Raw genomic sequence first — 26157 nt, 5'->3', positions numbered from 1 at the left:
GGTTCCCATGCACAAGCTGCTTATCGTCTCCGCCGCCCTTGTCTTCTCGACGCCCGCGCTCGCCGACATTCCGGTGATCGACAACACCAATCTCGCCATCGCCAAGAAGAATGCCGAAAACACCGGCGAGATCATGAAGACCAACACCAACATCCTGGAAAAGACCAAGGAGATCCTCGGCGCGCTCTCCGGGAGCCGCGACGGCTCGATGGGCATTTCCTCGACGGGGCTCGGCGGCAATATGTCGGTCTCGGCCGCGCCGTCCTTCTCGTCGATCATGAATGGCGGCACGCTGTCGTTCGGCGGGCTTGGCTCCGATGCCCAGAATATCGCGGCGACGCTGATCAACGGCCTGCAGCTGGTAAAACAGGTGAAGGCGATCGTCGAAGGTGAGGACGCCGGCGCGATGAACAATGCCTTCTCCGGCGCCGTCAGCACGGTCGCCCTGCTCTCGGCACTGACGCAGCAGGCGACGAAGGGCGTGACGCAACGCGAGCAATCGCTTCAGTCGGCCACCGGCCAGATCGGCTCGGCCGAAGACGTCAAGGGCTCGGTCGACGCCAACACCCGCATGCAGCTTGAGACGGCGCGCACCATCAACGAGCTGATCGGCGTCTCGAACGGCGCGGTCTCGGCGCTCAACACCGAGATGCAGATGCGGCTTACCCAGCAGTCGGAAACGGCCAAGATGCTGCAATACAAAGACGTCAACCCGTTCAAGTGAGGCCGTATGCGATTGTTCGTTGCGATGATGGTGGCTGGTCTCGCCCTGCTTGCCGGTTGCCAGACGAAGGGGGAGAAAAAAGCCCCCTGCCCGCCGATCTCGGGATACGTCGAGGCCGAAGACCTGTGCGGTCCGGCCATGCCGGTCAATGACGCCTTCACGCCTGTCCTAAAGGAATAAGCTGATGGCGGCGACCACGATCATCTCGGACATTTTTGCCAAGCTGGACACCATCGGCGAGACGTTCATCCGGAACGCCTACGAGGGTCTTGCGCTGCAGGTGAACGTCCTGTTCGGGTCGATGCTGACGCTCTACGTGATCTGGTGGGGTTATATGATCCTTGCCGGCCGCGACGGCTTTTCCGTGCCGGAGGCGGCCTGGCGGCTCGGCCGCGCATTCTTCATCTACTACATGGCGACGAATTGGGCGGCGTTTTCGGCCACGCTCTATAAGCTGGTCCAGTTCGTGCCCAACCTGATCTCCGACACGATCATCGAGTCGATCGCCGGCTCGGGCGGCATTCTCGACGGCGGGACCGACGACACCACCGGCGTCGTGAAGATCCTCGACGCCGTGTTCGAAACTGCGGGCAAGGTCTATGAGCAGGTCGCCACCGGCACGTTTGAATATGTCGGGGCTCTCATCGGCGCCGTGGTGTTCGTCGTCGCGATGATCTTCATCGCCGTCGCGGCGGCTGCGATCCTAGCCGCCAAGCTGATGCTGTTCATCACGCTGGCGCTGGCGCCTGTGTTCATCATCCTGGCGCTCTATCGCTGGACCTTCCGCTTCACCGACGGCTGGCTGCTGCTGATGGTGAACCTGATGGTGACGCAGACCTTGATGATGGCCTTCCTCGCGTTTTTGTACCAGCTCATCGAGTTGGCGATCAACACGGCCAACAACACGGCGACCGAAAGCAAGCTCGCCTACGTCGCGCCGTTCGTGATCGTCTGCCTGCTCGGTATCGTCGTCTTCCGCTTCATCCCATCCTTTGCCGCATCGATCGTCGGAGGAAGCGTGCTAGGTCAAGGCGATTCCGCCTTCATCGGCGGGCGTCGATCCGTCACCTATGCTGAACGGCAGGTCGGGGGACGCGCTCGAATCTTGCGCTCTGGCCTTGGCCGTCGCCGCACGTCCGCAGACGTACAGGCGGCGCGCACTCGCGCAATCCAGCGCGAAACTGAAAAGAACGGGCAACTTTAGGGTAGTCTCTCATGCTTGTTCTTGATAATTATAGTTTATTCGAAGGAGAAAAGCCGTGGACCACCCTTGGCAAGATGATCGTAGGCACTTTGCCGCCATGGACGCGCAAAACCGCCTCAACGAAGAGATGGCGGAGAGTGATCGTGCCGAAGCTAAGAAGGGCGGCGGTTTCGGCTATCTGCTTTTCATCGGAGCCGTCATCTTTTTCAAACCTTTCGTCGAATATTGCATCGATCTTTACAACACGCTGGCCGGATACGCTCATAACCTCGCCACCGCTTTCGGATTTTGATCGAGGAGGGCTTGTGATGAGAAACATCGCCTCGACGCTGTTTGCGCTCGGCTTGCTGCTTACCGGCGCAGCTTTGTCGCAATCACCTAGCTCCATCCTGCCCGTGCAGGTCGGCGCTTATGCCCCTGCGGAAGGTGGCTGCGATGCCGCGGCGGCGGCATTCATCTACGTGGAAGACAATGCGATCGGCGCCAACAAAACCGCCGGCAAGGTCTTGTCCGTCAAACGGGATGGCGGCTCCTATGTTCTCGACGTCCTCTGGATCGAGGCCGGCTCCGATGAATCGGACGGGGACCGTGACACCGTCCGAATCGAGGTGAAGGACGATCGCTCCTTCTATTTCTCCAACACGGCGTCGAAGAAGACGCTGATGCAGTGGTGCAGCTAGGTCTTCGGACGGCCGCACCACGGAGCTGATCGCTCCAGCAATCCACGCAACCCAGCCCTCGCCCCAGCACCGATTTGGTCGGTAGAGGTGATCGCTCGGCCTGATGAATAAACTATATTTTATTCCGTCGTGATTGGCGGTTTATCGGAAGCCCAAATGAGCAACGCAGAGCCCGCCGCGAATATGCCTGAAACCCCTCCGGTCGATCTCTCCTCCTACTGGAAAGCCGGTGCTTCCTGGGAGGCGGAGCTTTATCGAAAGGAGCGCCGCTCCCGGAAAATCGCCTGGACCGTGGCAACGGTCGCCGGCATCTCGACACTGCTGAACCTCTCCGCCCTGAACCTCCTCGTTCCGCTGAAGCAGTTCGAGGCCGTGGTCGTGGTCGCCGACAAGACCACCGGCTTTGTCGAAGTCGCACGCTCGCTCAACGAGAGCAAGCTTTCCGAGAACGACGCAATCAAGACGGCGAACATCGTGCGCTATATCCGGGCGCGTGAGACCTATGATCCTCGTGCGCTAAAGGACAATTACGATCTCGCGCAGCTCTATTCGACCGGACCGGCCGCGGCGGACCTCCGTCACGAGTTCGAGCCTTCGAACCCGCAATCGAAGGACAAGGCGCTCGGCCGCAACACCCGCATCGCCGTGACCATCAAGTCGGTGTCATTCCTCAACGCCTCGACTGCGACCGTCCGTTTCTCGACCGAGACGCGGCGCGACAACAGCCTTCGCCGTGAGCATTGGGTTTCCGTTGTCCGCTTCCGCTACACGACGGCGCCGATGAAAAATGAATATCGCTTCGACAATCCCCTTGGCTTCCAGGTTGTCGAATACAGGCGCGACCAGGAGTCTCTGCCCGAAGTGCTGCCGGCAGACAAGGCGGCGCGATGATGCGGACATCTCTCATCACCCTCGCCACCCTGGCGCTGCTTACCGCGGCGAACGCTTCCGCAGCTGCCGATCCGCGCATCCGCTACATCACCTTCAACAACAACGCCGTTGTGACCGTGCCCGCCGGCCTCGGCGTCTCGACGATGATCCAGCTTGGCAGCTCCGAGGTGATCGAGACGATCTCGGCGGGGGACACGGCCAGCTGGTCGATTGTGCCGAAGAAGGGCTCCGGCATCCTGTTCGTGAAGCCGCTGCGTGAAAACGCCGAGACCAACGTCAACATCGTCACCAACCAGCGCGTCTATGCCCTGCTTCTTAAAGGCTCGGCCGCGGCCGACCTGCGCGCGGCATTCCAGGTGCGGTTCAAATATCCGGACGAAGATGTGAACGCCCGGCTGCTGGCCGCCGCGCAGGAGAGCGCCAAGGATCCGCTCCTCAAGGATCTCGATCCAAGCCGCCTGAACTACGATTATGTGTTCAAGGGCGACACGAGCCTGAAGCCGCGCGTCGCCTTTGACGACGGCACGCACATGTATCTGGAGTTTCCCGACGAAATCCCCGCCATTTTCGTCGTTGAAGGCAAGCGACAGGAATCCCTCGTCAATCTGCGAACCCAGGGCAAATACGTGGTGGTCGACAAGATCGCCGGGCAGTTCACCCTTCGCGCCGGCGACAAATGGCTCTGCCTCTATAACCGGCAGGCCAATCGCCGGTCCTTCGACCTCATCGAGGACGCTTACGGGCCGAAGAGCCTGGATCGCAAGGAGACCCGCCAGCGATGAGCAAGATCGACTTTGACCATCTCGACGGACAGAGCAGCGTTGCGAGCGACCGCAACGGCCGCCTCGGCAAGCTCGCCCTCCCCCTGCTGCTTCTCGTCGGCGCCGGCGTCCTCGCCTATGTCAATTGGCCGACCGGCCCCCAAACCTCCAATCTGACTGAGGGCACCGGTGAGACCTTCGAAACATCAAACTCCAGCATCCGCAATTTTCCCGAGGAGCCGGTGAAGCAGGCGGCCGACCCCAACCTCGTGCAGCTTCCTTCGGCCGAGAAGAAGCCGGTGGAATCTGCTGATGTCGACGTCACCGTCAGCCAGGGCGACGATCTCGAAAAGCTGCGGCAGATCGAGGAGGCCCGTCGCCGTGCCGAGGAAGAGCGGCTTCGCATGGAAGAAGCGCGTCGGCGTGCCGAGGAGGAAGCCCGCCTTGCCGAGCTTGAGGCCAAACGGCGGGAAGACGAGGAGAAGGCGCGCTGGGAGCGGCTGCGCTCGGATCAGATCATCGTCGACGGCTCCGGCCGCGAAAGCCTGGCAGCCGGCGACCAGTCGGTGACGATCGCCGATGACGGCCAGCTCGTCGCTGTCCCTGGCGCGGAGAGCGATGCCAACAAGGCGTTTCTCGCACAATCGGAAAAGCAGACCGCCGGCATCGTCAGGGCCACCCGCTTCGATCGGACGGATGCGCTCGTCGCCCAAGGCACGATGATCCGGGGTTTCCTTGAGACGGCCATCAACACCGACCTGCCGGGCATGGTGCGTGCCGTCGTGCGCGAGGATGTGCGCTCGCTCGACGGCGGACGCATTCTGATCCCAAAGGGCTCCCGCCTGGTCGGCGAATACAAATCCGGCTTGGCACGCGGCCAGAAGAGAATTTTCATCGTCTGGTCTCGCGTCATCCGCTCGGACGGCGTTTCGGTCGAGATCGCCTCCCCCGGCGCAGACCCCCTTGGCCGCGCAGGGCTCACAGGCGAAATCGACACGCATTTCTGGGAGCGGTTCGGCTCCGCAATCATGTTGTCGGTCATCGGTGGCGCTGCGGAATATGTCTCTGCGCTTGGCGACACCGCGACGGAAAGCGCCCGCTCGATCTCGACGGTCGACCCGCTCACCGGCGCGGTCACGACAATCACGACCGAGCCGAGCCGCACGGCGGCCGAAGCGCGCTCGATCGCCGCCGAGAAGTCATCGGCCATCCTCCAGGACATCGCCAACGAGTCTTTCAAGGAAAGCTCGAAGATCCCCCCGACGATCTATGTCGCCCAGGGCGAGTCGATCATCGTCTATCTGCGCCGCGATTTGGATTTCTCCGCGTTCTATGCCGATCCGGTCAGGCAGGAGATGATGCGCTTGAAGCGTGGCGGGCAAATCCGCCGCGATATCGATCCGACGCCCTACTACCCTGCCGCACCGGTCTACAAATGAGGCAGTTCCCTTTCCTCGACAAAGCGCTGGAGCGTCTGAAGCCGTTTCTTTCGGATGAGCGCGTCTCCGAAATTTCCGTCAATCGTCCCGGCGAGCTGTTCATCGAGCGACTCGGCGTCGGCGGAATGGAGCGTATTAACGATGCCCAATTTTCCGCCGAATGGATACGGACGCTGAGCGAGCGCGTCGCCGGCTCCACCAACCAGGTCGTCAATGAAGAGCATCCTATCCTGTCAGCATCGCTCCCGACCGGGGAACGTTTCCAGTGCGTGCTGCCGCCGGCTGCCCCTCACGGCGGGGCAATCTCCATCCGCAAGCAGGTCATCCATGACATCGGATTGGAGGTTTACAGGAACCGCGGCGCATTCGAAGACACCAAGATCGGCCGGCAGTTGACGCTTTCGGCGGCTGAAGAAGAGCTTGCGGCAATGATGCAGGGTGACGTCGACGCCATGCTGTTTCTTCGGACGGCCGTGCGCTCGCGGGTTTCGATTGCCGTCTCTGGCGGTACGTCGACCGGGAAGACCACGTTTCTCAACGCCTTGCTGAAAGAGGTGCCGGAAGAGGAGCGCATCGTCACCATCGAGGACACGCGGGAACTGAAGCCGGTCACCCCGAATACTGTCGCGCTGCTCGCCTCGAAGGGCGACCAGGGCCGCTCAAAGGTGACGCCGCAGGAGCTGCTGGAAGCCTCGCTGCGCATGCGTCCAGACCGATTGATGCTCGGCGAGCTGCGCGGAGCCGAAGCGTTCTCGTTCCTTCAGGCCATCAATACTGGCCATCCCGGTTCGCTTACCACCGTCCACGCCAATTCGGCACGCTCGGCCTATGACCGCCTGGCGCTCATGGTCATGCAGAGCGGCGTTGCGCTCGAGAAGCAGGAGATCATCGACTACCTGAAGGAGGTCATTCCCGTCGTGGTGCAGCTCGCACGCATGCCGGATGGCCGCCGCGTCGTGTCTGAAATCGTGTTCACCAAGGGGGACAGGCTTTGAACCCCGTGATCTTCCTGTTCGGTCTGGTGATCGCCGCGGCCGCGGCTGCTTTCGTTACCTCTCTCGCCTATGCCGGCCTCTACTATGCCTTCGACAACTCGACCTGGATGTTCCAGGCCCTCCAGGATGATATGCTGGCATCCTATCGGGCGGCGCGGCTCGATCTCGCCGCCGGCGACTGGCATCGGCCGGCGATGGCGGCCACCGCTGGCCTGGTCGCCGGCGTCGCGGTTCTTGTCGCCGCTATGACAGGCAAGAAGAAATCGACGGATGCCCGCTTCCTCAACCCGCTGGAGGCGCGCGGCCTTGGCCTCACCCGGACCGGCGGGGTATTCGTCGGCCGGATCGGCGGTAGCCTGATCAAGGTTCCGGGTGGCTTCACGCAGCGCGGGTCTGGCCGGCGGCGGTTCATGAAACCCATCCTGTTCGGTGGGAAGAAACTCTGGATCGACGGCGACGACGTCGGTGGCTTCGTGATCGGCCCGCCCCGCTCCGGTAAGGGCGCGTCGCTGATCGTCCCGAACTGCCTCCTCTGGCCCGATAGCATCGTCGTGCTCGACATGCGCGGCGAGACCTACGAGGCGACGGCCGGCTATCGCTCGAAATTCTCCCGCGTGCTGCGCTTCTCGCCGGCCGACGAAAACGGCGATACCGAATGCTATAATCCGCTGGATTTCGTGGCCATCGATCCCGACCAGCGCGACATCGACATCAATTCGATTGCGACGGCGCTGCTACCGACGCCGAAGGGGGATGCCTACTGGATCTCCGACGCCCGCGCGCTCTTCGCCGGCGTCACATCATGGGTACTGGAAAACCCTGATATTCTGGACAAGGACAAGAACCTCGGCACGGTGCTCAATGTGGTCGAAGGTGGCGACCAGCCGCTCCGCGAATGGCTGGAAGAGGTCGCCAATCCAGAGCTTCGCGCCACCTGGATCAGCTCCTTCACCTATACGACACTCGCCCGTTTCGCCGTCATGGCCGGTAAGCAGTTCGATGGCGTCTATGGGTCGCTGGCCGCAGCGGTGCGGCCGTTCAAGAACAATCGAATCCTACGCGCGACGGCGCGATCGACCTTCGACATCCGGGCAATGCGACGCGACAATATGAGTCTCTATCTGGATTTCCGCATTCAGCAGATCGCTTCGATCGGGCCGATCTTCAATGTGCTCATGGTCCAGTTCATGGATTACATGTCGCGCAACATGATGCAGCGTGGCGAGCGGCGCGTGCTTGTGCTGCTTGATGAATTCCAGAACCTCGGCAAGCTGGAAAATGCCCTCACCGTCGCCACCGTCCTCGGTGGCTACGGCATTCCATGCTGGTTCTTCGTCCAATCCCTGCGCTCGATCGACAATGTCTATACCCGCGAGGGCCGACAGACGCTGGTGAATTCGGCTCGCGCACAAATCTTCCTTGGCGCCCAAGATCCGGAGGACCAGCGCTATGTCTCGCAACTGCTCGGCGAGCGGAAGGAAGTAGCTGTCGACAAGGCGGTTTCGACCGGTGTGACCCTGTTCGACCGCAAGGGAGCCACAATGTCGCATAAGACCACGATGCGACCGCTTATGCGGCCGGACGAACTCGGCGCAATGAACGAAACCCGCTGCATCATCAAGCTGCGAAACCAGCATCCAATTTTTGGCCTTCGCAACGCGTACTATGCCGACAGCGAGTTGATAAAGCGCTCATGGCTTCCGGTGCGCGCGTCATCGACTATGAACAGCGTGAAGCAAGCTGAGGCTATCAAGTTTGAGCGACCAGAACACGAGCCCTCAGACACGCGCGACACACCGGCCACGTCGGTACCTGGAGCGACGTTTGCTGCGAGTAGTGCGGTATTCATTCATCAACCAGTGAACCTGACGCGCGCCGCGAAACATAGATGTCTGCCTGATGTATATAACCACGTCCTGCAACCTAACGAAACCAGTAACCCATCCTCGACGGGCAGCCTTCCAGATTTTCAATCGGCATTAAACGCAAGCGCACACCGGCAAGCACGAGCTGATCAATCCATCGGAAAGATCCTGACCCTATTGCAAACCTCCCCTGAAAAGAAGCAGGTTGTGGGCAAGATGCGAGAAGACATCGCATCCGCCCTTGCCGATGATTGAACGTGTCGCCGGCCGGCTTCGTTAAGCACTCCGACGGCATGTCAGATTGGCGGTAGCAGCACGCGGCAGGTTCAAGTGCCTTGCTGCAGCTTTGGATATCGTTGCGTTGCCGACTATGCGTCGATATCACCCCGGCATCGATGCAAATCGCCTTGCAGGCCTTACCCAAGCGCGCTAAGGTCTCCCGTAGACATCGCCAGGGACGGCATACGTTCGACTTTGCAAGAACGACAAATGCAGCAACGTCCGGCACCCACCCCAAGACTAGCCATCGTCGGACGCGTTGGAGAGCGATGTGTCACGCGATGCGAACGAGCATGATCCGGCCCATACCGAAATGACGGAACGTTTCGACGCGAACGCAGAAGCGTCCACCCTCGGAATAGAGGCCAGGGCTATTTTCGGGGAGAATGCGCTTATGGCGGTCGCTTACTGCGGCCTTGACGCATGGCTTGAAGGCAACGAACAAGAGAGCGAACTTTGGGGCCGTGTGCTGAACCGTTTAATGACGTGACGGCCCCTTTGATGCGTCGCATGGCAGTTGAAGCGCATATCCGGCGCCCCTGACGGTTCTTATCAAGTCGGGACCGAGACGCTTTAGGGTTCGGCGAATAAGGCCGAGATGGATATCGACCGTCCTCAACTCCACTTCGGAATCTTCCGGCCAACAATGCATGATCAATTCCTCTCGCGTGCACACCTGCGCCGGGCGCTCGAGCATGTGGCGCAAGATTTTAAACTGCAGCGCCGTGAGTGCAACGTGCTGCCCCGAGCGCGAAACCTGCAGGCGCGAGATATCCATTTCGAGATCGGCGAAGCAGAGGATCGGATCCACTCGCGACACCTCGTCCCGGAGGCCGCGCCCGTAGCGGAGCTGCCTCAGAAAGCGTACCAGCTTCGATGGGTTGAAGGGACTGTTGAGCACAAGGTCCTTGGCGCTCAGGTTATCCCCGAATGTCTGAGCGTCCCTAGACAAGACAAGGAATGCTGCCTCGGGGAACGAACGGCGCAGCTGTGCGAAGCCGGATTCGCGGGATATAGCGGCGGCATCGACGACAACAGCGACATAGTCGGCCGCTCCCTTCTCTATGCCGCCCTCGTTTTCCGACGCGAGCACGACCTCGAACCCTTCGACCGCAAAGAGATGTCGGACAAATAGGAAGAGTTGGGCATCCGCGAATTGCGCAAGAACCTTTTGTGCCATGTTCCCCCACGATTAAAGTGGCGCGAATTCGCCTCCGTTTACGTCGATGATCGCGCCGTTGATAAAGCCTGCGTCTTTCGAGAGGAGGAAGCGTATGAGCGCAGCAATGTCGGCGGCGGTTCCAAGCCGCGCGACTGGAATCCGGGCCAGTGCCTCAATATTCGCAGGGCTGCATGGGTCCCCTGCCATGTCCGTCGCAATACGGCCGGGTGCAACAACATTCACGGTGATCGATGTTCCGTGACATGCCGCAATCATCGATCGGGCGACGCCCGCCATTGCCGCCTTCGATGCCACATATGGCGCACCCGCGATCCGGGGGATCGTTCTACCGGCAACCGATCCGATCAGAACGACGCGCCCACGGCCCCGCGGCTTCATCCGTTTCAGGGCCGCCTGGCAACACCAGACGGCACCTGTCAGATTGACGCTTAGAACATCCTGCCATTGCGCCGTGTCGACATCTTCAAACGGAACAGCGCCGTTAGTTCCCTTCGGCGAAATCCCCGCATTGCACACGAGACCATCAATGACCTGCCATCGATCCTGAACCGTCGAGAAAAACCTGTCCACGGCCTCTTGCGATCTAACGTCAACGCAGTCGGCAAGGATGTTAGAGGGCGGATGACTGGCTCTCAGTTCCTGCTCAGCTTGATGAAGATGCTGAGCGTTGTGACTGAAGAAGGCGACCCTGAAACCTGCATTCAAGAGCGTTGCGACGGTCGAAAGCCCGATCCCCGTGCTTCCGCCCGTCACGATGGCAACTGGTGCAGCGGCCCCGCTGTTCACGCCGCCTCGTCCATCGCTGCAAAGAGCGACAACGGCGGATGAGCCTCGGGATCCGTCATGACCTCGATCAAGGTTGGCCGACCGGAATTGATTGCCGTGCCGATCATGCCCTCCAACTCCTCGGGATCTTTGACGCGATAAGCATCGCAGCCGCAGGCTTTTGCGATTCCCATATGGTCGACGGGTGCAAAGTGGCACGCTGTCGTGAACTTACCGAATTTGACGGTTTCGGCATCCCGCTGGAACCCGAGAATGCCATTGTTCAAGACGATGATCGTCACCGGGATTTCGGATCGGACGATCGTTTCCATCTCGGCCCAACTGTGTGCGAACCCACCGTCCCCGACAATTGCAACAACGGATGTTTCAGGCCGCGCCAGTTTCGCGCCGACGGCCAAAGGCAGTCCCCAGCCAAGTCCGGCAAGGCCACGAGGCGTGATGAATCTTGCCCCGACATGTGTAGCGCGCAGTTGGCCAACAACCCACATGGATGAATAGCTGGCGTCAGCCACAACGGTGAGACGGTGATCCAACCAGGGCTGTAGTTCTCGCATGATACGCTCCGGCCGGATGGGGGATTTGTCGGATGTGTAGAATGTCTTGCGCTCTTCCTCGAATTTGGACCAGCACTGGGCGATCTCGCGTTCGACCGCGTCGCGCTGCATACGCCTTTTTCGCCGTTCCAGGGTTTCAAGCGCTATTGCCAGGGCTTCGAGCGTGGCGCCGGCGTCCCCCACAAGTCGCAGGGCTTCGTAGTTCCGACCGATCTCACTGGGATCGACGTCAATGTGGATGACCCGTGCATCTGGCGGGATCTGTCGCCAACTGTCGGTTCCGTTCTGATTGGTTCTCGTCCCCACCAGAAGCACAAGATCCGCGGTCTCGACAAGGCGTTTCGTGAATTTGCCGAGTGACCGTGGGCCAGTGAGCGCTCCTAGAACGCCGGCTGAGAGCGGATGATGCTCGTCTACCGCGCCTTTACCCATATTTGTCGTGCAGACCGGAAGCGATGCGATATCCTGCAAATGAGCGAGTGCGATCGCCGCGCCGCCGGCGTGGACACCGCCACCTGCGATAACGACCGGCCTTTCAGCTTCATCAATCCAGTCTGCCGCTTGTCGGATCAACGCGTCCGACGGGCGAAAACGATCAATGGGCCACGAGCCGAGTTGCGCTATCCTATGGCGCTCGGCAACCTTCGTCTGTGCACGCAACAGGTCGGCGGGCAGGAGGAGTGCCACTGGACCAGGCCTGCCGGATGTCGCAGCTGTAAACGCCGCATCGACATAATCCTCGATACGATCTTCGACTTGAACCCGGCGCACCCATTTGGCGCACGACTGGAACAAGGCCATCTGGTCGAGGTCCTGGAAGGCGTTCCTATCCGCTTGATCCCGCTCGACATCCTGTACCAGGGCGACGAGCGGAATGCTGGCTTTCAGTGCCTCGGCGAGCGGCGGTACGAGCAAGGTCGCAGCCGGCCCGTTTTGCGCGGCGACCACACCGACCCTACCTGACACGCGAGCATAACCATCGGCCATGGCGCCGCCCATGTTTTCTTGCCGATAGGCAATTTGCCGGATGCCGATTGCCTCGGCGGCAAGAACGACTGCGGACGGAAGGCTTTGTGCAAAGATCGTCTCGACGCCATGACGTCTCAGCGCGGCTGCGATACGTTCGGCAACGGTTTCAGTCTCAGTGTTGGCGTTCAAGGTTGGGTCTCCTGATTAGAAAGGCATTAGTCGACGAGAAACTGCTCGAATGTCGCAACGACATGTTCGAGTTCATCATCGCCCATGGGTGTGGAAAGGCATGCGGCGGCATCATGCGGCAGTAAAATTCCCTTTTCGCGGAAATGGCGGCTCAGTGAGCGCATAGCGGCAATATCAGGGGGTGTCGGCGCGGCTTCGGCATAGGTGGTCGGCGGTGTCGCCCGCGGATGAATGCGCAGGAGAGACGCCGCCCCGGTTACCGAGAACGCCGCCCCATGTTTGCGCGCGACTGCCGAGAGCTCAGCGCGAAGCCAGTCTCCCTGTCGCTCCAGTCGATCGAATACCGCAGGGGTTGCCGCTTCCATCGCCTTGAGACCGGCAACCATCGATACTGGATTTGCCGAAAACGTTCCACCTTGGGAGACGACAGGCGAAGTGGGATCCCCCCCGAAGACGGACATGACCTCCGCATTTCCTCCGATTGCGCCAATCGGAAACCCGCCTCCGATGATCTTGCCTGCAACCACAAAGTCCGGTTTCAGGCGATAGCGTGCAGATGCACCCGCGTAGCTTTGCCGAAGGTTCAAGACCTCATCAGCGATGATGAGAATGCCGTGCCGATTGGCCACGTCCATGATCCGTTCAATGAAAACAGGTTGGGGTTCGAGGAGGCCGGCACGGCTTGGCATGGGATCGATCAGGATCGCTGCGATGCGGCTGGCATGCGCCGCAATGGTATCATCCAGACCATCTGCGTCGTTGAAATCCAGCACCAGCACATCATTCGCGATTTCGCTGGGTGCGCCGCGATATCCAAGGCGCGCGTTTCGGCTACCATCCAGTCGAATATCGAAGCCGTTTTGACCGGCCTCCGCCCAGTCGTAGGCGCCATGATAGGCGCCGGCGAACCGCGCGATGGCGGAACGCCCGGTAAAGGCCCTCGCCGCCTTGATTGCAAACATCACGGCTTCGGTGCCGGTGTTCACGAAGCGGATGCGTTCGATCGCTGGAATACGCGATGTCAGCAGTTCCGCAAGTGCGATTTCGTACCGTGTGGGATTGGAAAAACACGTGCCTGCCGCGAGCAGCTCGCAAACCGCCTCCACCACCGGCTTGAACCCATGGCCATGAAGCAAGGTGGTGAAGTTGTTGTTGAGGTCGAGAAGGCGCGCTTCGTCGACATCGACGAGATAGGCCCCCTCGCCCCTCGCCACATAAATTGGATGAGGTTCCCTGTCGATGGTTGCGCGAGTCACACCGGCCGGGAAGACTTTTTGTCCGCGTGCAAAGAGTTGCGACGAGCGGCAAAGCGCAACGGCGTCGCCGGCTGCGATTTCTGTGAGCATTTGACTACCTTCGCTACAAAATACGAACTTTGTGAAAACTTCGCATTTTTGTTGCAACAAAATATCGTCATGTCAATGCGGCGCAACAAAAATCTGCCTTATTGCGAAACACGGGCCCTCAACGCACTGCGCAGCCGGAGGTATCCGGTGCGAATGTCGCCTTCGAAAGCCGCGCGCAATGCGCGACAGTCGCGCTCCTGGATTGCATCCATCGCCATCTCATGGTTGCGCACGCCGTATTTCTCTTCCGCAAATTCTGGATAGAGGCCATAGAAGGAGGGGCCGACCCGCAGCCATTGCGCCTCGATCAGGTCGACCAGGTGCGGCAGCCCAGAGCGGGCATAGACTAGGAAGTGGAATTCCTTGTTGTGCCACAGAACAGAAGCGTAATCCCGCTTCTCCAAGCCATCATTTATCATATCTTGCAATGACTTAAGAGTAGAAAGGTCATCGGCAGTACATCTGGTCGCAGCCTCCTCCGCCGCCAGCCCCTCCAACGCGATACGGATAACCGTCACCTCCTTGAGGTCGCGCTCAGAGAGGATCGGAATAATGACCGTCTTCGGGCCTGCATAGACCAGGGCATTTTCGGCGGCCAGGCGATTGATTGCATCACGCGCGGGGGTCGAGCTGACGCCAAGGGTCTCGGCGACCGAACGCACCGTCAGCTTGTCTCCCGGTCGATAGACGCCGCGGCTAATCCTGTCCTTTAGCGCCTCATAAGCCGAATCTCCCAATCGCGGGCCTAGGCCGGATTTCGCGCTACTGTGATGCTCATCAATCAATTTACACCTCAAGATGGTTGACAGCGATAATTTTTGTTGCAACAAAACGGCAAATGTAAAGACTTTGCGAAGTTATGTCGCATCAACATTAGCGTCTCGCGCAACGGATGTCACACCGTTTGCGCCGGCCATTCCACAATGCGGATCCAAACCAAGAGACCGCCGCCATGCCGCAAGCCGGCACATAAATCTGGGAGAACACGTTGATCGGAAAGAACTTAACGCTCTCGAACATTTCGAAGCGGTACGGGGCAGTCGAGGCTGTGATAGACACCTCGCTGGAAATTCATGCGGGAGAGTTCGTCTCTATCGTGGGTCCATCGGGATCCGGTAAAACATCCTTGCTGACGATGATCGCTGGCTTCGAGCATCCCAGTTCCGGGTCCATTCATATCGCAACGAAGAACATCACTGCCGCAGCACCCCATCGCCGTGACATCGGCATGGTTTTCCAACGGTATGCCCTCTTTCCGCATATGACCGTTCGGCAAAACATCGAGTTTCCCTTGCGGATGCGCAAATCATCTCGCTCGGCGGAGGGGCGCCAGCGCGTTACCGAAATGCTCGACCTCGTTCAACTCGGCGGGCTTGAGCATCGATATCCTCACCAACTCTCGGGTGGTCAGCAGCAGCGTGTCGCCGTCGCAAGAGCGCTCGTCTTCAATCCACCCGTGATCCTCATGGATGAACCGCTCGGCGCACTCGACAAAAAGCTGCGCGAGTCCATGCAACTGGAAATCAAGCGCATTCACGAAACGGTTGGCGCGACCGTTGTCTATGTGACGCACGACCAGGAGGAAGCGCTGACCATGTCGAACCGCGTCGCGGTCATGCATCGCGGCAGCCTTCAGCAGATTGGTGCGCCCGACGAACTCTACAGAAATCCGGCAAACGCCTTCGTTGCCGACTTTGTGGGTTCCATCAACTTCCTGCCCGTCAGCGTTGTTTCCTCCGACGATACGTCGGTCATTGTCGTTGTGAAAGGCTCGTCATCTCCGATCACCATTTCCGGCAATCGATCCGGGGATCGTCCGGCGATCGCGCAGGCTTTGCGCCTGGGCGTGCGTCCGGAACATCTTCGTTTGCGCCGTTCGAAATGGGATCGGGAGTCACCTCTCGAGGGCACGGTCGATTCTGTTGTTTTCGCGGGTGCTTCTTTATTTGCGCTCGTGCGCATTGCGGCCCACGGCGACGCAATTGTGCGCGTGCAATTGCCTGCCATCGATCCGGCTCCCGAGCGTGGCGCTCTCGTCGGCCTCGATTTTGCACCGGAGCATGCCCGTCTTTTTTCTGCAGCGAGCGAGGGCGCACGGTGAGTACGACTGCCCAGAACAGACTGTCATCCTGGATTGTGTATATTCGTCGGGGCAATTCGGCAAAATTATACCCGCCTGGCCTATCTCTGCTTCTTGTCTTGCCGCTTCTGTCGCTGCTGGCCATCGGGTTCCTGTATCCGGTCCTCCACCTTGTGCTGCTCAGTTTCGCCGATGCTGGCGAACCCTATCTGCGCATGACACACAATCCGCTCTATATGGAAGTGCTCGTGGACACGGTCTTGATCTCAGCGGTCGTCGCCATCCTTTGCCTCGTGCTGGGCTATCCCATCGCAATGGCGATGTCGCGGCTAAGGCGCAAGGCTGCATTGATCGTCACGGCATGCGTCTTCGTTCCCCTGTGGACCTCCGTCCTTGTCCGGTCCTACGCATGGGTCGTACTGTTCCAGCGCAACGGCCCGATCAACGATCTATTGCAAGGTATGGGCCTGACTGACGGTCCCATCCGGATCATATATACGCAAGGTGCCGTCATCCTTGCCATGACACATGTGCTCCTGCCATTTGCGATCCTGCCTATCCAGGCAACGCTCCGCAGTTTGCCGGCCGATCTAACCAGGGCAGCCGCCAATCTTGGTGCCAGTCCTGTGCGGTCCTTTTTCCTGATTACCCTGCCGCTCAGCCTACCCGGCGTTTTTGCTGGAATGATCCTGTGCTTCGTTCTGGCCCTCGGGTTCTACATCACGCCGGCGCTCGTCGGCGGCCCCAACTCCATGATGATGGCAACACTGATCGGGCAGCAGACACTCGTCGCCGTTGATTGGCCATTTGCAGCCGCTCTCAGCACCGTCCTTGTGACCGTGACGCTGCTTCTTGTCGTCGTCTTCCGCAAAGCGCTGTCGCACAACAAAGGATTCAACGGTGTCCACTAATCAAAGTACACGACGCGCAATCGCCGGTGAACTCGGTCTCCACCGGGAGCCCGTTCTTGAAGCCCTTTATCCGCGGCTCATCCGCCTCGTGGGGTTGGCAGCGGTGGCACTCATCCTGTTTTTCCTCATCTTGCCGACAGTCATCATCATACCGATGTCGCTGAATGAATCCGCGCACCTGTCGTTCCCGCCATCCGGCCTGACGTTCAAATGGTATCTGGCTTACCTATCGGACCCTGATTGGCTCGCCGCCACGCTGTTCAGCCTCAAGATCGCCGTTTGTACTGCCGTTACCTCCACGTTCATCGGCACGGCGACTGCGTTGTCCCTTGTGAGGGGTGACCTCCCGTTCAAAGGGTTTGTACAAGCCGTCGTAATCAGCCCAATGATCGTTCCCCATGTGGTGCTCGGCGTTGCGCTCTATCTTGTCTTCGCCCCTCTGGAGTTGACGGGTTCGCTTCCAGGCTTCCTGATCGGTCACACCGTGCTTGCCGTGCCCTTTGTCGTGATTACCGTCTTGGCATCGTTGCAAAGACTGGATCCGGCGCTCGAACTGGCGGCGGCAAGCTGTGGGGCATCACGGATACGGTGCTTCATCCACGTGACGCTTCCAAATATTGCGCCCGGCATTGCCGCCGGTGCTGTCTTTGCCTTCCTTGCCTCGTTTGACGAAGCCACCGTCGCCTTCTTCATCTCCGACATTGGCGGCAAATCGATTGGACGAAAGATGTTCGAGGACATCGACTTCAATCTGACCCCCGTCATTGCCGCCGCTTCGACGGTCATCGTGGCAGCATCCCTCTTGCTCATCGGTATCGTTCATCTTGCCTCACCCTCAAAGACATCTCAAAACAATCAGGAGAAACAACAATGATCACCAAACTCGGATTTCGCACCACAGCTTTAGTCGCGTTGGCCACTACGATATTGGCGACCACGTGCAGCACCGCCCTGGCGGGCGAACGTGTTGTCATCGCATCGACCGGCGGCGCATATGATCGCGCTCTGAAGGAAGCCTGGTTCGATCCGTTCACCAAGGAAACCGGCATCGAGGTGGTCGTGGTGTCTGCGACGAATGCAGAGATGCGCGCCAAGGCATCGGCAATGGTGAAGTCCGGCAATGTGACCTGGGATCTTTACCTTGATGGAGAGATCCAGGCTGGGTCCGAAGTGCACAAGGCCGCGACCGAGGATTTGTCGGAATTTTGCAATCCCTACAAGGACCGGGCCGACCTGGTGGCGAATGCATGTGAACCGGGGGGTGCACTGCTGCAGTCTACGGCCACGTTGCTCGCCTACCGCTCCCGAGCAGAAGCGGATGCGACACCTGAGACATGGGCGGATATGTGGGACACCGAGCGTTTTCCAGGTGGCCGGGCGTTCCCCAATTTCGATGATCCATGGCGGGTGCTTGCGGCCGCACTGCTGGCCGATGGTGTGAAGAAAGAGGAGCTCTTTCCGCTCGACGTCAATCGCGGCTTTCGCAAGCTCGACGAGATACGGGATTCCGTTTCTCTCTGGTGGAAGACCGGCGACCAAAGTGTCCAAGGCTTCCGCAACGGCGATTATGACCTTGGGCAAATCTGGCTCACCCGCGCCAAGGCGATGGCAAACGAGGGTCTGCCGATAAAGTGGTCCTATAAGGCCTCCTTCCTTGTCGGCGATCGCATTGCACTCGTGCGCGGCGCCCCAAACCGCGAGAACGCGCTCAAACTGATGGCATTCTGGCTAGATAATCCAGCCGCACAGGCCAAAGCCTGCGATGTCCTTTCCTGCACGCCACCGAGCAAGGATGCCATCGCCTTGATGTCCGATGAAACGCGTAAATCCATGCCCACAGCAGGTGACATTTCCGACTACGTGATCGTGCCGGATGCAGAATGGATCAATGCCAACGCATCGCAGCTGCTTGAGCAATGGAACAACTGGGTCCGGTAACCTGACCGCGCGGAAAGATAGACCCGCGTCGGAACCGACCAATCGCACATCGATATCTTAACGCATCCCGGTTCTGCAGCTGTCAGGTCTGGGGCACCTGTGGAGTCACCCCATGAACCCTATTGTCCTTGTTGCAACCAAAGATGCGGACTTCTCCCTGTTCCTTACCCATATTCTCGCATCGGGCGGGTTTCGGGCGTTGCCGATTGCGCCCGATATCAAAGAACTGGAAATGAACATCGATGCGTCCAAAGCCGTGATTCTCGATAGCACCGACATCGATCCAGCGCTTCAACTTTGCCGAAAAGCACGCTCCCGCAGAAAGACGGCGAACTTCGCAATGATGGCTTTCATTCGCCCACAACACGCCGGTTACTACCTAAGATTCCTGAGATCGGGCGTTGACGAGTGTGTCTTGCGGCCGCTGTCTCCCGATTTGATCCTCTATGGTTTACGCGCAAGCATCGAGCGGCGAACCAGGCCATTGGTGGCATCATCGCATGAACAGTGCGAGGAGATCGGCGCACTCTGGCTGGATCGCTCGACACGGATGCTGCGGGGCAGGTTTGGGAAAGCGGCACTCAGCCCAATCGAATATAAGATACTGCGGCGTATGCTGGCTTCTCCGGAACGCGTCCTTACCCGCCGGGACCTTATTCTGGCGGCTTGGCCGCCTGGCCAGCATGTGGAGGACAAGACCGTCGATGCCCATATATCGAATATTCGCAAGGCTGTTCTCAAGGCGAGCGGAGAGAAGATGATCGAGACGGTCAGGTCGAACGGCTTCATCGTTTCCCTTCGAAAGACCTGATCCACGCAGCCCGCTTCGCGAAAACATATTGTTTTATTTGGGATATCTTCGTCGTTTTCTCGACCCGCTCCAGCGATCTTACCGATGCATCAGGCACCGGGATAGAACAAATGAGCAAAGTCGTACCAGGCAAGACGCCGCAAGTTTCGCTCCGCAACACCTCGACGATGATCGATCTCGCCTCGTCGAGCTTCGAGCATGCCCACTACCAGGGCGTGATGGCCGTCTATGCGACCCCTTCGCATGATCGGCTTGTCCATATCCAGCCTGGCGACCAGGCGGTCACGGACTTTGTGCGCTGCTCCTATCTCGGATTGGACAACCATCCGGATATTCTTGATGGCGCCCGCAAGGCGATCGCCAATTCCCGTGCCTTCCATTGGTCTTGCGCGCGGACCCGTCTCAACTTCGATATCCTTGGGCACCTGGAACGTCAGCTATCCGATCTGTTCAAGGCGCGTGTCTTGACGTTCACCACGGTTCTTGCCGCAAATATGAGCGCCCTTCCGATCCTTGCATCCGGCCATCTGACGGGTGGGAAGAAGCCGCTCGTTGTCTTCGATCGACTTGCGCATGCCACTTTGGCGTTTCACAAGCCGGTGGTCGCGCAGGATACGGAGGTCGCGACCATACCGCACAACGACATGGCGGCTTTGGAAGCCCTTTGCAGGAGCCATCGCCCGGTCGCCTATGTTTGTGACGGCGTCTATTCCATGGGCGGCAACGCTCCGATGGACGAATTGCTGCGCTTGCAGGAACGCTATGGACTTTTTCTCTACATTGACGATGCTCATGGCATTTCCATTCACGGTGACAACGGATCGGGCTTTGCCCGCTCAGCCATTCCCGACCTTGGCGAACGCACGATTGTTGCCGCATCTCTGGGAAAGGGGTTTGGCGCATCCGGGGGCATCCTGATGCTTGGGACCGCTGCGCAGGAACTCCTGTTTCGTCGGTTTGCGATTGCGCATGCGTTTTCCGCATCCCTGACAACGGCAGCGATTGGTGCTGCGCTCGCATCGGCAGCCATCCATGCGTCGCCTGAACTCAGTCTTCGCCAGCAAAAACTCCGCCGAAACCTTGAACTGCTTGATGGGCGTTTGAAGGGTTCCGGACAACCGTCCACCCTTCCTATCCGGACGGTTCGTTTTGGTGATGAGATGATCGCTGTCGCCGCCGCGCGGGAATTGCTTCGACGTGGTTTCTACACGTCCGCGATTTTCTTCCCAACGGTGGCACGGGGCGAAGCAGGGCTGCGCATCTGCGTGACATCGGCACATTCCAGCCAAGATATTGATGCGCTTTGCGATGCCATCGAAAAGATCAGGGCCGAAATCGACAGAAACGGAAGTGATCCTGTGCATTGAGTGGCGACGTTTTCAGAAATTCCGCTCGTTCGGACACTATATCAAAACACCACTCGTCGCATTCAATGGGCTGATCGACGGTATATTGACATGGCCGCTCCCCCGCCGACAAAGGTTCACGCCACGCCTGAACGCAATCATCCTCCAGGGTGATGGATTATTCCTGCGGTTCTCCTGTTCCGCTTTCTGCAGATTTGCAGAAAAACTGATTATATATCTCAAAGCGTTCACCACGCGGGTCCGCAAAATCTTATGATCACCGCACCGCTTGTCCAGACGATCAAATTCCCTTCGCCTTCAGACAACTTTGCAAACCGTTGTCTACGTCAACGGCGGCAAAAACTTGAGGACTGCCATGTCAATAGAAACTGCGGCTGATCTCGTGCAAATCCTCGCCAATAGCGTTCAGAGCAGAGGCTTGGATGCCCACGCTTTGAGGAAACGGACCGGCATTTCGGAAGAACGATTGAAGTTAATCGAATGCGGCGCCTGGCAATCCCTGACCGTGAAGGAAATTGCGCTTGTCATGGACGCGCTCGGGCTTGATTTAGGAGCTCTCTGATTTTGTGCCAGTATTCGATTTGCCCCTTTGCCCGCTTCGGCATAAAATAGGTTCGGATATTGACGAGTGCTTCGGCGACCTCAGCAGCATCCTGGCGGGTCGCTTTCCGTTTTGCCTGGCCGAGCTTGCGGATGGGCGCGATGATATGGCCAGTTGCGGCATGACCTCGAAAGACGGGCCGCCTAAGCTTGGACGCGTACGTTGTTCTAGCAAAATGCAGAGCTCCCAATCGAATGGATCAAAGGTCTGCTCATCGATCCTGGTGAACCCGGGCCGATGGTCTTTCGGCGTTTCGGCTAGGCTCACCGATATCCCCTTGTATTCCGCAACGATGGTCTGAACGGCTCGATGCTCGCTCGTTTCCATCGGTAGGTTGAGGGCATCTGGGCGAGTCAGCTCCGGCTTCCCTGACGTGGGTCGATAAACCTCGGGCCGATGATGAGAGGCGTGAGGTAGCCGTCGAGGCCGCTCAACGACCAGATCGGTGAGACTGGACGGCGTGCCCTGATAAACGCCTCGAACGCCTCGTCATCGAGCTTCGGTCGTGCCGTAGCTCCTTGGCTGTTCTGTGTCATGCCGTCCGTCGCTCCTGATCTGCGATGCACTCGCGGTCGGCCTTCCAAGTCCATGGAAAGAAGCGCTTCCGTCGGCCAGCTCCCTTCCAAAAGATGTGCCGGCGCTCTGGCCTGGATGACGCCCGTTCAACCCTTCTGACAGGGGTATTTCGGGCGGATCGTGACGATCACCTGATGCGGTGGGAGGCGTCTGATCGTGTCTGTGGGAAGCGGCTGAAGGCGCTGCTGCCCATCCTTGTCGAGGCGATGGAACGGCACGGTCATTACAACCTCGGGCTTGAGGTCCGTGGCAAATTGGTGGCGATGAGCGCGTGCACGATCGACAGGACGTTGGGACCGATCCGAGAGAGGTTGGGACGTTCACGACGGCGGCCGGCGGCGCACGCCCTGCGACGGAGCATTCCCATTAGGACGTCGGCGGATTGGGACGATCCGGCGCCAGGCTTCGTTGAGGCGGATCTCGTCGCCCATTGCGGCCCTTCGGCTCGTGGCAGCTTCATCCAAACCCTTGTGCTCACCGACATCGCGACCGGCTGTACGGAATGTGCGCCGCTGCTGGTTGGCGAGCAGACGCTATTGAGTAGTGTCCTCACAGAATTGCGCAACGGCGACGCCAAGAGGCTGATTGTAAGCGGTCAGCCGATGGCGTCGGGCTTGAAGTTCCATGGCATCAGGGCTTCGATGTCGGCGGCCGGCCAGCCTTGAGCGATGCGGCATAGGGTCTGAGCCAGCCAGGCAAGCGGATCGACGTCATTCATCTTGCAGGTTTATGCCGACCGGCGAACTATGCCGAATGCCTCTTCTGATAGGAACGGTCCATGGCGCGTTCCCGGCAGGTTCGGCCGGATGCCGGTGGTTGACACTCGGCATAGTTCTCATGCTCAGAGGGCGTTCAGGAATTCCAGAAGCCGGTCGTTTGGTCGAAATCGCTCGGCCTTAGCGCGTTCGTACGGCTTCAGCTTTGCGAGTGCAGATTCCTTCAGTTCAAGATGTGCATGAAGATAGGTCAGGGTTGTTTCCATCGCTTCATGGCCCAGCCACAGGGCAATAACCGAGCAGTCGACGCCAGCCTGTAGCAACTCCATGGCGGCGGAGTGCCGCAAGACATGGGGCGAGACCCGCTTTGAGCGAAGGGAGATGCAGTGCTCACGTGCTTTGGCGACATATTTGTTCAGCAGTGCCTGCACGCCGTCAGCGCTGAGCTTGCCACCGTGCATGTTCGGAAAGAGCGCCGTTGCGCTTCGCTTTCTGGGCTCGTTGAGCCAGTGACGAAGGGCTTGCCGTGCAACCTTTGTGAGCGGCGTACATCGCTCTTTGCGGCCCTTGCCAACGCATCGCACATGCGCGCCCTGGCCGAGCATTACGGAGTCTCGGTCCAGGTCGACAATCTCCGAGACCCGCAATCCGGTTTGCGCGGCCAACAATAGCAGAGTGTAATCGCGGCGTCCCAGCCACGTGCTTCGATCCGTGCAGTCCAGGATCGCTTCAATCTCGGGCCTGGTTAGAAACTGAAGCTGCCGCTTGTCACATCGCTTGCTGGGGATCGCGAGCACACGCTGAATATGGGCGCTATGTGTGGGCTCCTCGAACGCTGCATACCGGAAGAAGGATCGGATGGCTGTGAGGCGGAGATTCCGGGTCCTCACTGAGGCGGATCTCTTCGTCTCAAGGTCCTCCAGGAATGCGCCGATGAAGGGAGCGTCCAAATCCCGCAGCGTCAACTGGGATGGGGATCTCCCAAGGCGCGTCTGTGCGAACGCAAACAGGAGCCTGAAGGTGTCGCGATAGGAGGCGATGGTGTTAGAACTTACACCTCGATGCTTCATAAGCCGATCTGTGAACCACCGCTCGATCAGCACGGCCAAGTCGTTCGTGCGTCTCATGACCGAGCCTCCCAACGCTTATCCAATCGCCGGACCGCATGGTTCATCAGTTCCGGCGCGGCGGACAGGTACCAGTAGGTGTCGCGAACATTGGTATGGCCGAGAAAGGTCGAGAGAACCGGCAGTTCGCGTTCCACATCTTCGCCAGCCCGATGCCAGTTGATCAGGGTCTGGACGGCGAAACGGTGACGAAGATCATGAATCCGTGGGCCATTGCGATTCCCCTCCTGCCGTAATCCGATTTGCCGGGATAATCGCCAGAACACGCGGTGCACGTATTGATGCAGCAATCTGCCGCCCTGTTCGGCGACGAAGAAATAGGGACTGCGCGGCGTACCAAGGTGTGCATCGCGTCGGGCGGCATAGTCTGAAAGGATGGCGATTGTCGTGGCATGTAGCGGCACTAGCCGTGACTTACCAAACTTAGTCTCTCGAATGGTGAGGATGCCCTGGTCGAGATCAACGTCGGTCCGGAGCAGGCCGAGCGCTTCGGAATGGCGCAGCCCGGTCACCGCTATCAATCCGAACAGGCAGTTATATGTCCATCGCCGAAGGGCGCCGGCCGGCGGCAGCGACAGTGCTGCTGCCAGAAGCGCCTGAATCTCGACTTCACTATAGATGTAGGGCTTTGTGCGCCGTGCCGGCGGTACAGCGTCGCTTGGTAGTACTTCCGTCAGAGGATCGAAATGAGCCAGGTGCTGGGCAAAGCAGCGCACGTCAACCAGGCGGACGGACCAACTCGGCTGCCGGCCCATTGAGGTGACCCACTCCATTGCAAGGTCTGTCGTGATGGTCTCGGCGCCGCGGGCTTCCATGAAAGCGACGAACTCCGACAATCGTTTTGCCGGACCGTCATATTTGTATCCCAGCCCTTGGCGCATGCCGACGTAGCGCTCAAGCGCGGTGCGAAGCCGGCTCATTGGGCACCTCCCGGCCAGGGCAGGCTCAGTTCACGCAGCTTCTCGATATCGAGCTTGGCATAGATCCTTGTACTGTCGATGCTTCGATGGCGGAGCAGTTGGCCGATCTCGGCAAAGCTGGCGCCTGACCGCAAAAGGTCGGTCGCGAGGCTGTGGCGGAAAAGATGGGCACCGTGATGCGCATAGCCGTCAATGCCTGCCCGTTCGAGTGCCTGCTTCGCGATCATCGTGATGGCGCAGCCGGACGCAAAACCCACGTGCGGCGCAAGAGTTCGCAAGAAAACTCGCCGACATGCCGAAGCGGGCCGCCCATGCCGGATATAAGCGACGATAGCTGTTCCGACGTCATGACGTAGCGGCATAGTCGCTTGCCGTCGCCCCTTTCCATGTACGAGGATCGTGCCGCACTGCCAGTCGATATCATCGAGATTGAGGGTGGCAACTTCGCTGGCGCGCAAACCGAGCTTGGCAAGGATCATCAGAACCGCATAGTCCCGATGACCCATTGCCGTCGTCCGATCACAGGCATCAAGAACCTTCTGGACCTTCTCTGGCGGTAGGAATGTTGGAAGGCCGGCAAGTCGCCAGCGGCGGATGGACGGCACGCAATCGGCCAACGCCGTCGAAATGAAGCCCTTCAGATGCAAGTAACGCAGAAAGGCACGCACGACTCCGCACATTGCCTTGCCGCTGTCGGCGGAGCCATCGAGCGCATGTCGTTCGACATACCCGATGACAATCTCCGGGGTGAGCGCTTCAAACCCGTCTGCGCCGGCAGGACAGACCTCCCGCAGAAATCGATATGACAGCAGCTTGTGGCTTTCCACCGTCGAGGCAGCGAGTCCTCTCTCATTCGACAAATATACCGCGAATACATCGATAATCTGCTCGTGCTCTGTACGCTCAACCGGGAGGGCAGTTGGTATTAAGCGCTCTTCCCGTAGCGCGGAGAGTAAGCGTCGGAGCGCTGATCGGTCGCCCGTGTCAGGGCTCCAGTGTTCGAAACGATGCTCAAGAAAACGATCGACATGAGCTTCGCTTAAATCCTGCGGATGATGTCCATTGCCAACATACCAGTCCATCAGGTCTCGAAACAGGCTCAGCGAGCGCCGCGTGCAGTGCCGACCCAAACCTTCGTTTGACATCTTGGTGGCGTAAACGCGCGCAAACTCCCGATATGGACCGTGGACCAGCTTCCGATACAGTGCGCTGCGCTTCAAATAGTCACTTGCGATCATATGTCCT

At 59.3% G+C, this 26157-nt stretch carries 25 protein-coding genes and 3 pseudogenes; 18 read left to right on the top strand and 10 right to left on the bottom strand.

Features of this window, described 5'->3' with window-relative positions; genetic code table 11:
- Positions 1-7 precede the first annotated feature (7 nt).
- The 10 genes from WMC41_RS30885 (at position 8) to WMC41_RS30840 (ending at position 9328) form a co-directional block, all read left to right on the top strand.
- On the top strand, positions 8-724 hold the full coding sequence (locus WMC41_RS30885) for a type IV secretion system protein (protein ID WP_432349919.1): 717 nt from the start codon (positions 8-10) through the stop codon (positions 722-724).
- Positions 725-908: 184 nt separating this feature from the next.
- Complete coding sequence (locus WMC41_RS30880) at positions 909-1928, top strand: type IV secretion system protein (protein ID WP_432349918.1); 1020 nt, start codon at positions 909-911, stop codon at positions 1926-1928.
- A 55-nt stretch (positions 1929-1983) separates the two neighbouring features.
- Positions 1984-2220, top strand: a complete 237-nt coding sequence (locus WMC41_RS30875) for a hypothetical protein (protein WP_432349917.1) — start codon at positions 1984-1986, stop codon at positions 2218-2220.
- Between the two features lie 16 nt (positions 2221-2236).
- Positions 2237-2608 carry a hypothetical protein gene (locus tag WMC41_RS30870; protein WP_432349916.1) on the top strand — a complete coding sequence of 124 codons (372 nt, stop codon included), beginning with the start codon at positions 2237-2239 and terminating at the stop codon, positions 2606-2608.
- Positions 2609-2791: 183 nt separating this feature from the next.
- Positions 2792-3499: a virB8 family protein gene (locus WMC41_RS30865; RefSeq protein ID WP_432350217.1), complete on the top strand. Its 708-nt coding sequence runs from the start codon at positions 2792-2794 to the stop codon at positions 3497-3499.
- On the top strand, positions 3496-4281 hold the full coding sequence (locus WMC41_RS30860) for a TrbG/VirB9 family P-type conjugative transfer protein (RefSeq protein ID WP_432349915.1): 786 nt from the start codon (positions 3496-3498) through the stop codon (positions 4279-4281). Before WMC41_RS30865 ends, WMC41_RS30860 begins: the two co-directional genes overlap by 4 nt.
- Positions 4278-5699, top strand: coding sequence for a type IV secretion system protein VirB10 (gene virB10, locus WMC41_RS30855; RefSeq protein WP_432349914.1), 1422 nt, complete (start codon positions 4278-4280; stop codon positions 5697-5699). The genes WMC41_RS30860 and virB10 overlap by 4 nt, the downstream gene beginning before the upstream one ends.
- Positions 5696-6694: a P-type DNA transfer ATPase VirB11 gene (virB11, locus tag WMC41_RS30850; protein ID WP_432349913.1), complete on the top strand. Its 999-nt coding sequence runs from the start codon at positions 5696-5698 to the stop codon at positions 6692-6694. The genes virB10 and virB11 overlap by 4 nt, the downstream gene beginning before the upstream one ends.
- Before the next feature lie 5 nt (positions 6695-6699).
- Complete coding sequence (locus WMC41_RS30845) at positions 6700-8814, top strand: type IV secretory system conjugative DNA transfer family protein (protein ID WP_432350215.1); 2115 nt, start codon at positions 6700-6702, stop codon at positions 8812-8814.
- A 295-nt stretch (positions 8815-9109) separates the two neighbouring features.
- Positions 9110-9328 (top strand): hypothetical protein, encoded by a 219-nt coding sequence (locus WMC41_RS30840; protein WP_272809619.1) that lies wholly within the window; start codon positions 9110-9112, stop codon positions 9326-9328.
- On the opposite strand, the gene WMC41_RS30835 is transcribed toward WMC41_RS30840, so the two are convergent.
- From WMC41_RS30835 to WMC41_RS30815, 5 genes are all read right to left on the bottom strand, one after another.
- Positions 9317-10018 carry a winged helix-turn-helix domain-containing protein gene (locus WMC41_RS30835; RefSeq protein WP_432349912.1) on the bottom strand — a complete coding sequence of 234 codons (702 nt, stop codon included), beginning with the start codon at positions 10016-10018 and terminating at the stop codon, positions 9317-9319. The two genes, WMC41_RS30840 and WMC41_RS30835, sit on opposite strands and share 12 nt — an antisense overlap.
- Positions 10019-10030: 12 nt before the next feature.
- On the bottom strand, positions 10031-10807 hold the full coding sequence (locus WMC41_RS30830) for an SDR family NAD(P)-dependent oxidoreductase (RefSeq protein WP_272809617.1): 777 nt from the start codon (positions 10805-10807) through the stop codon (positions 10031-10033).
- Entirely contained in the window at positions 10804-12519 is a 1716-nt protein-coding gene (locus tag WMC41_RS30825) for an acetolactate synthase catalytic subunit (protein ID WP_432349911.1), read from the bottom strand. The genes WMC41_RS30830 and WMC41_RS30825 overlap by 4 nt, the downstream gene beginning before the upstream one ends.
- 26 nt (positions 12520-12545) lie before the next feature.
- A complete protein-coding gene (locus WMC41_RS30820; RefSeq protein WP_432349910.1) occupies positions 12546-13865 on the bottom strand; it encodes an aspartate aminotransferase family protein in 1320 nt (439 codons plus the stop codon).
- A gap of 98 nt (positions 13866-13963) precedes the next feature.
- A complete protein-coding gene (locus tag WMC41_RS30815) occupies positions 13964-14650 on the bottom strand; it encodes a GntR family transcriptional regulator (RefSeq protein WP_288083572.1) in 687 nt (228 codons plus the stop codon).
- 203 nt (positions 14651-14853) lie between these two features.
- Between WMC41_RS30815 and WMC41_RS30810 the strand changes: the two genes are divergently transcribed.
- From WMC41_RS30810 to WMC41_RS30780, 7 genes are all read left to right on the top strand, one after another.
- Complete coding sequence (locus tag WMC41_RS30810) at positions 14854-15966, top strand: ABC transporter ATP-binding protein (RefSeq protein WP_432349909.1); 1113 nt, start codon at positions 14854-14856, stop codon at positions 15964-15966.
- Complete coding sequence (locus WMC41_RS30805) at positions 15963-16856, top strand: ABC transporter permease (protein ID WP_432349908.1); 894 nt, start codon at positions 15963-15965, stop codon at positions 16854-16856. Before WMC41_RS30810 ends, WMC41_RS30805 begins: the two co-directional genes overlap by 4 nt.
- A gap of 79 nt (positions 16857-16935) precedes the next feature.
- Positions 16936-17730, top strand: coding sequence for an ABC transporter permease (locus tag WMC41_RS30800; RefSeq protein WP_432350213.1), 795 nt, complete (start codon positions 16936-16938; stop codon positions 17728-17730).
- Complete coding sequence (locus tag WMC41_RS30795) at positions 17727-18794, top strand: ABC transporter substrate-binding protein (RefSeq protein ID WP_432349907.1); 1068 nt, start codon at positions 17727-17729, stop codon at positions 18792-18794. Before WMC41_RS30800 ends, WMC41_RS30795 begins: the two co-directional genes overlap by 4 nt.
- Before the next feature lie 112 nt (positions 18795-18906).
- Entirely contained in the window at positions 18907-19605 is a 699-nt protein-coding gene (locus WMC41_RS30790; protein WP_288083576.1) for a response regulator transcription factor, read from the top strand.
- A 110-nt stretch (positions 19606-19715) separates the two neighbouring features.
- Positions 19716-20972, top strand: a complete 1257-nt coding sequence (locus WMC41_RS30785) for an aminotransferase class I/II-fold pyridoxal phosphate-dependent enzyme (RefSeq protein ID WP_432349906.1) — start codon at positions 19716-19718, stop codon at positions 20970-20972.
- 355 nt (positions 20973-21327) lie between these two features.
- Positions 21328-21534, top strand: a complete 207-nt coding sequence (locus WMC41_RS30780; protein ID WP_288083584.1) for a hypothetical protein — start codon at positions 21328-21330, stop codon at positions 21532-21534.
- On the opposite strand, the pseudogene WMC41_RS30775 reads toward WMC41_RS30780, so the two are convergent.
- Positions 21497-22109, bottom strand: a pseudogene (locus WMC41_RS30775) (UPF0149 family protein). The gene WMC41_RS30780 and the pseudogene WMC41_RS30775 overlap by 38 nt on opposite strands.
- A gap of 177 nt (positions 22110-22286) precedes the next feature.
- On the opposite strand from WMC41_RS30775, the pseudogene WMC41_RS30770 reads away from it, so the two are divergent.
- A pseudogene (locus WMC41_RS30770) lies at positions 22287-22712 on the top strand (ISNCY family transposase); the annotation flags it as partial.
- Positions 22713-22744: 32 nt separating this feature from the next.
- Here WMC41_RS30770 and WMC41_RS30765 read toward each other — a convergent pair.
- The 4 genes and pseudogenes from WMC41_RS30765 to WMC41_RS30750 form a co-directional block, all read right to left on the bottom strand.
- Positions 22745-22876: pseudogene (locus WMC41_RS30765) on the bottom strand (transposase domain-containing protein); the annotation flags it as partial.
- Positions 22877-22990: 114 nt separating this feature from the next.
- On the bottom strand, positions 22991-23992 hold the full coding sequence (locus WMC41_RS30760; RefSeq protein WP_432344164.1) for a tyrosine-type recombinase/integrase: 1002 nt from the start codon (positions 23990-23992) through the stop codon (positions 22991-22993).
- Positions 23989-24912 (bottom strand): tyrosine-type recombinase/integrase, encoded by a 924-nt coding sequence (locus WMC41_RS30755; RefSeq protein WP_432344161.1) that lies wholly within the window; start codon positions 24910-24912, stop codon positions 23989-23991. Before WMC41_RS30755 ends, WMC41_RS30760 begins: the two co-directional genes overlap by 4 nt.
- Entirely contained in the window at positions 24909-26150 is a 1242-nt protein-coding gene (locus tag WMC41_RS30750) for a site-specific integrase (RefSeq protein ID WP_432344158.1), read from the bottom strand. The genes WMC41_RS30755 and WMC41_RS30750 overlap by 4 nt, the downstream gene beginning before the upstream one ends.
- Positions 26151-26157: the final 7 nt, after the last annotated feature.

The organism is Shinella yambaruensis (genome assembly GCF_050859155.1).
Classification (GTDB): domain Bacteria; phylum Pseudomonadota; class Alphaproteobacteria; order Rhizobiales; family Rhizobiaceae; genus Shinella; species Shinella yambaruensis.
The sequence above is the reverse complement of the archived record's forward strand: the minus strand, read 5'-3'. Positions and strand labels throughout refer to the sequence as shown.

Coding starts and splice junctions, on each gene's coding strand:
- WMC41_RS30885 (WP_432349919.1), top strand. CDS start 8: ATGCACAAGCTGCTTATCGTCTCCGCCGCCCTTGTCTTCTCGACGCCC.
- WMC41_RS30880 (WP_432349918.1), top strand. CDS start 909: ATGGCGGCGACCACGATCATCTCGGACATTTTTGCCAAGCTGGACACC.
- WMC41_RS30870 (WP_432349916.1), top strand. CDS start 2,237: ATGAGAAACATCGCCTCGACGCTGTTTGCGCTCGGCTTGCTGCTTACC.
- WMC41_RS30865 (WP_432350217.1), top strand. CDS start 2,792: ATGCCTGAAACCCCTCCGGTCGATCTCTCCTCCTACTGGAAAGCCGGT.
- WMC41_RS30860 (WP_432349915.1), top strand. CDS start 3,496: ATGATGCGGACATCTCTCATCACCCTCGCCACCCTGGCGCTGCTTACC.
- virB10 (WP_432349914.1), top strand. CDS start 4,278: ATGAGCAAGATCGACTTTGACCATCTCGACGGACAGAGCAGCGTTGCG.
- virB11 (WP_432349913.1), top strand. CDS start 5,696: ATGAGGCAGTTCCCTTTCCTCGACAAAGCGCTGGAGCGTCTGAAGCCG.
- WMC41_RS30835 (WP_432349912.1), bottom strand. CDS start 10,018: ATGGCACAAAAGGTTCTTGCGCAATTCGCGGATGCCCAACTCTTCCTA.
- WMC41_RS30820 (WP_432349910.1), bottom strand. CDS start 13,865: ATGCTCACAGAAATCGCAGCCGGCGACGCCGTTGCGCTTTGCCGCTCG.
- WMC41_RS30795 (WP_432349907.1), top strand. CDS start 17,727: ATGATCACCAAACTCGGATTTCGCACCACAGCTTTAGTCGCGTTGGCC.
- WMC41_RS30790 (WP_288083576.1), top strand. CDS start 18,907: ATGAACCCTATTGTCCTTGTTGCAACCAAAGATGCGGACTTCTCCCTG.
- WMC41_RS30785 (WP_432349906.1), top strand. CDS start 19,716: ATGAGCAAAGTCGTACCAGGCAAGACGCCGCAAGTTTCGCTCCGCAAC.
- WMC41_RS30780 (WP_288083584.1), top strand. CDS start 21,328: ATGTCAATAGAAACTGCGGCTGATCTCGTGCAAATCCTCGCCAATAGC.
- WMC41_RS30760 (WP_432344164.1), bottom strand. CDS start 23,992: ATGAGACGCACGAACGACTTGGCCGTGCTGATCGAGCGGTGGTTCACA.
- WMC41_RS30755 (WP_432344161.1), bottom strand. CDS start 24,912: ATGAGCCGGCTTCGCACCGCGCTTGAGCGCTACGTCGGCATGCGCCAA.
- WMC41_RS30750 (WP_432344158.1), bottom strand. CDS start 26,150: ATGATCGCAAGTGACTATTTGAAGCGCAGCGCACTGTATCGGAAGCTG.